Below are 4466 nucleotides of genomic sequence, written 5' to 3'. Positions count from 1 at the left end.
CGGGAAACCAACCGGCGCCGACGGGGGGATGGCTTCATGCAGAGTGGGACCAACCTGGCCGACTGAACCCAGCCGACCTATTACGCCGTAATAGGTAGAGGAGGGCCTCGTCACAAGACCAGGAAGAATTAACTAACGTGTCGAGGCGGCAGATGATCTAGGACGTTAGTAAGGTAGCGCCATGAGTATGCCAGCCACCTCCAGCGACCGGGTCAAGGTCGTCTCCAAACTGCCGGGATGGCTCCGGCAGAACCTCAAGGTCAGAACCGCTCAACTCGGCATCGAGATCCAGACCGCTGTCGAGCAGGGCATCACCGCTTGGTGCGATCTCGCCTCCGCCACAGCCACGGTCGACACCGCTGGGGCTGAGTCTTTCTCCACCTTCTTGCCGCCGGGGCAGTGGGAGGAGTTCCGAACGATGGCGGAAGACCGGCGCGTTTCCCTCATCCAAGGTCTCGCCCGGTCCGTCCAATTGTGGCTCGACACGAATCCGGCGCCCGAGATCCAGCGTTCGGACATCACCCGCCGCATCGTCGTCTGCAACCAGAAGGGTGGCGTGGGCAAGACCGCCATCACCGCGGGAGTGGGGGAGGCCCTGTCGGAGGACCCCACCTGCTTGTTCCCCGTGCGTGTGGCCAAAGCTCTGACCGCCGCTCTCCGGGCCGGTGACGGCCAGGCCGACGCAGCCGACAACGATCCACTCGACATCGAGAAGTTGCCCGGACACGGACTGCGGGTACTGCTCGTCGACTTCGACCCCCAGTGCCACCTCACCAACCAACTGGGTGCGGCACCACTCGCGATGAACGGCGACAGCCTCACCAATCACATGGCAGGCGACCCCAAGGGGGAGTTGCGAGACCTCATCGTCTCTGTCGACGAGGAGAACTTCGGAGGGCGGCTGCACCTGCTGCCCGCCTGCCATGATGCCTTCCTTCTGGATGTGCGCCTGTCCGCGGTGCGCGCTCGTGAGGCGGCCCTGGAGCGGGCCTTGATGCCGCTCGAAGCCGATTACGACGTCATCATCGTGGACTGCCCGCCCAGCCTGGGCCTCAGCATGGACGCGGCCGCCTACTACGGGCGTCGGCGCGAGAGCGAGGGACCGGGCCAGTCCGGAACCCTCATCGTTGTCCAGGCCGAGGACAGCTCCGCCGATGCCTACGACCTGTTGACGAACCAGATGGAAGATCTCCGTAACGACCTCGCCCTCGACATCGACTACCTGGGCATCGTCGTCAACCTCTACGACGGCCGACGTGGATACATCGCTACGTCGTCTCTGCAGGGATGGATCGACATAAAGGATCCGAGGGTCGTCGGCCTCATCAACGACCTCAAGGAGCAGAAGGAAGCTGTCCGTATGAAGAAGCCTCTGCTGAGTTACGCGCCCGCCTCACAGCAGGCCGTCGCCATGCGCGCATTGGCCCGGGAGATCTCATGAGCAAGGCCGACCAGCTGGGAGCCGGACGTTTCGGAGGCAGCGCCCGGCCCGTCAGCGCTCGCCGAGCCGCGATCGGTGCCGCCACCGGTGTGCCGACCGAAGGCGTGGCCCCGCCGACCCGACTCCCGGTCAAGCTCATCAGCCCCAACCCCGAGAACCCGCGTACCGCAGTGGGAGATCTGACCGAGCTCGTGGGCAGCCTCAAGGAACACGGCCAGAAGCAGGCCGTCACGGTCATGAACCGCGACGCCTACATCAAGGCCAATCCGGCACGTGCAAGCGATCTGGAACCCGACACCACCCATGTGGTCGTGGACGGCAGCAGCCGACTGGCGGCCGCCCGCGAGGCGGGCCTCACCCATCTCAACGTCATGGTCGACGACGCGCAGGGGAGTGACGGCGACGCCATCCTTGAGTCCGCTCTTGTCGCCAACATTCATCGCCACGACCTCGACCCGTTGGACGAGGCTCGTGCACTGCAACGCCTGCTCGCCATTCACGGATCGCAGGTCAAGCTCGCCAAGCGGCTGCGGAAGTCGCAGGGTTGGGTGTCCCAGCGTCTCGCTCTGCTCAACCTGAGTCCCGAGCTCCAAGCTGTCGTCGGGGAAGAGCCTGTCGAACTTCTGCGTTCGGTTGCCAAGGAACCGCAGGACCGTCAGGAGGCCGTCCTCCAGGAGCTCAAGGCCGAGCGGGCGAGCAAAGAAGCCGAACGGCGGATGTCGACGCCTGCACCGGTCGCCGCACCGGCTGCACCGGTCCCAACGGCCGCGTCGGTCAAACCGATTGCGCCCTACGAAGAGACCGTGCCCCCCGAAGAGACCGTGCCGACGGGCTCCGCCTCCGCCGCCTCCTTCGCCGCCGCCTCCTTCCGGGCTGTTGACGCGGGGGAGGGGGAGGAGACGGAAGACCACGTCGTGCCCATTCGTCAGCCGCAGGCGATCGTTCCGCCGACCCGCACTCACCGGCGCGAGCCGCAGGACGGACCGGCCGAGCAGGCGGAGACCGTGCCCGACCCCCGGGCCGCCGGCAGCTTGCCCGGCGACGCCGACCAGGACAAGGCTGAAGCGAGGACTGCTCGACGGCTTCCGTACGACGACGGTGCCCTCCTCGCGATGCACCTCATCCGGAAAATGAGTGACACCGAGTTCGACAGGATGTTGAACATCCTGAACAAGCATCAGAGCGAGCGAGTCGGGGCGCGGACGCCCACTGATCAGTGATCACTCATCAGTGATCGCTCGTCATTCATTGCTCATCGTTGATTGTTCATACCGCGCCTGCGGCCGACGCGAGCACCATCTCGTGCCGGCCGCAGGCGTTTTCGCCTGCCTGAGCGCCGATATCGGTCTTATCCATCGATAACTTCCCTTGAATCGAACAGTTCGATTCTTCGCTCAGAACGATTCTCCCGAAAGTGGGTCCGGCGCCGACGGAGCGTTCTTCGCGCTCAAGGAGTTCCCCAGAGGCGCGAGTATGTGTCCCTCCTCACTCCTTCAGGGTCAGGTTGAATCCCACCGTCCCTGCTCCGGTAGTGCGGACGTGCGGTGCGACGCGCCCCGTCGAAGACGGCTTGCTCCACCGGTGGAGCACCTCCGGACTGGCGGCCGCCGCCAAGCAGCTTGGCTTTTTGCTGCCGTAGCGGGCCGTAATAGTAAGGAGTTGCCTCGCAGCCGTCCCACAGTCAGCCGCGCCGGGCGGCCTGCCAGGCCAGCTGCATGCGTGTTCCGGCGCCGGCACGCTCCATCTGGTTCTGGATGCGGTGCCGGACAGTTCTTCGGCTCAGGCCCATGTGTGAGGCGATCGCGTTGTCGGCGACGCCCGCGACCAGCAGGGGCAGCAGCTTGCTGTCGGCCTGTGACAGCGACGGATGCGTCTCGGTGTCGTCGGTGGCCAGGCTGCCCGTCTCCTAGAGGTGCAGGGGGACGGCGGCAAACACGGCTGGGACATGTCGCAACGGCGACAGAGGGCCCGTGCAACCTGCGGTGAGACTCCCACGGAAACACACCTGCGGCGACACATCCATGGAAAGGCACACCCCGCGCATCACCATCTTGACAGGTGATACGCATGGCTGCCATGATTGCGTCACCGCCTCAACCGGTGACGCGAAGGGTGTCCTGGTCAGGAGGCCACGAAGTCCTTTCGACCCAGATGGGGAGCACCAGTCATGGCAGTCAGCTACACCGCCGTTGTCGACGTCGAGGGAGAGGGCCGCAACGGTGGTCGCGTCCGCTCCTCCGACGGTCTGCTGGAGACCGGTCTCGCTCTCCCGAAGGAGCTCGGTGGCGCCGGCACCGCGACCAACCCCGAGCAGCTGCTCGCCGCCGGCTGGGCCGCCTGCTTCCTCGGCGCCCTCCGCCGTGCCGCCACCCTGCGCAAGGTCCGGCTGACCAGCACCACCATCACGGCCGAGATCACCCTCACTCACGGCGACGACGGCGAGTTCTCCCTCTCGGCGGTCCTCAGCCCCGTCCTCGGCGGCCTCGACCAGGCCACCGCCGAGGAACTCGCGCACGCCGCCCACCAGATCTGCCCGTACTCCAAGGCCACGCGCGACAACATCCCCGTCACCATCAACGCCGGCACCGCCGCCTGAGCCGCCCCCTGACCGCGGGTCCCGTGCTCCCCTCCATGCCCCTCGCATGGGACCCGCTACCCCCTCAGCCACCCCCCGACCGAGGAGCGAGGGCAGGACATGACCTCCATGACGCGCACACATGTATGGACCGCCGGGCATAGTCGCTCCGCCCCCGGCCGTGTCCCCGCCGTTTCCCCCGCCTCCGGCGAGCAGCCGCCCCGGGGCGCGGAAAGCTCCGAGGAGCGTGACCTGCCTGCCGACACACAGGTGTGGAACTGGGCGGAGAGCGTGGTGTTCTCGGGTTACGGCCCGACGGCCGCGAACTTCCTCTGACGGGCGGGCCGACGGGCCTGTACGAACGAGTCTTCCTGCACATGTTCCCCGGGGCGACTCTGGCGGACCTGGGCTTCTCGTCGCGCGAGACCGTACGCGGCCGAGGGGCGCGCG

5 protein-coding genes are annotated in these 4466 nt (G+C 66.6%); 4 read left to right on the top strand and 1 reads right to left on the bottom strand.

Annotated elements, in window-relative coordinates; translation table 11 throughout:
- Positions 1–181: 181 nt before the first annotated feature.
- Together AB0915_RS27305 and AB0915_RS27300 are read left to right on the top strand one after the other, a co-directional pair.
- Entirely contained in the window at positions 182–1441 is a 1260-nt protein-coding gene (locus tag AB0915_RS27305; RefSeq protein WP_366693589.1) for a ParA family protein, read from the top strand.
- Positions 1438–2661 (top strand): ParB/RepB/Spo0J family partition protein, encoded by a 1224-nt coding sequence (locus AB0915_RS27300; protein ID WP_366693588.1) that lies wholly within the window; start codon positions 1438–1440, stop codon positions 2659–2661. Before AB0915_RS27305 ends, AB0915_RS27300 begins: the two co-directional genes overlap by 4 nt.
- Before the next feature lie 461 nt (positions 2662–3122).
- On the opposite strand, the gene AB0915_RS27295 is transcribed toward AB0915_RS27300, so the two are convergent.
- The gene (locus AB0915_RS27295; RefSeq protein WP_366693611.1) at positions 3123–3302 is read right to left on the bottom strand and encodes a LuxR C-terminal-related transcriptional regulator; all 180 of its coding nucleotides are present in this window, start codon (positions 3300–3302) and stop codon (positions 3123–3125) included.
- Positions 3303–3608: 306 nt separating this feature from the next.
- Between AB0915_RS27295 and AB0915_RS27290 the strand changes: the two genes are divergently transcribed.
- On the top strand, positions 3609–4037 hold the full coding sequence (locus AB0915_RS27290) for an organic hydroperoxide resistance protein (protein WP_366693587.1): 429 nt from the start codon (positions 3609–3611) through the stop codon (positions 4035–4037).
- A 99-nt stretch (positions 4038–4136) separates the two neighbouring features.
- A complete protein-coding gene (locus AB0915_RS27285) occupies positions 4137–4352 on the top strand; it encodes a hypothetical protein (RefSeq protein ID WP_366693586.1) in 216 nt (71 codons plus the stop codon).
- The last annotated feature ends 114 nt before the right edge of the window (positions 4353–4466 follow it).

Source organism: Streptomyces sp. NPDC048411 (genome assembly GCF_040704695.1).
GTDB lineage: Bacteria > Actinomycetota > Actinomycetes > Streptomycetales > Streptomycetaceae > Streptomyces.
The sequence above is the reverse complement of the archived record's forward strand: the minus strand, read 5'-3'. Positions and strand labels throughout refer to the sequence as shown.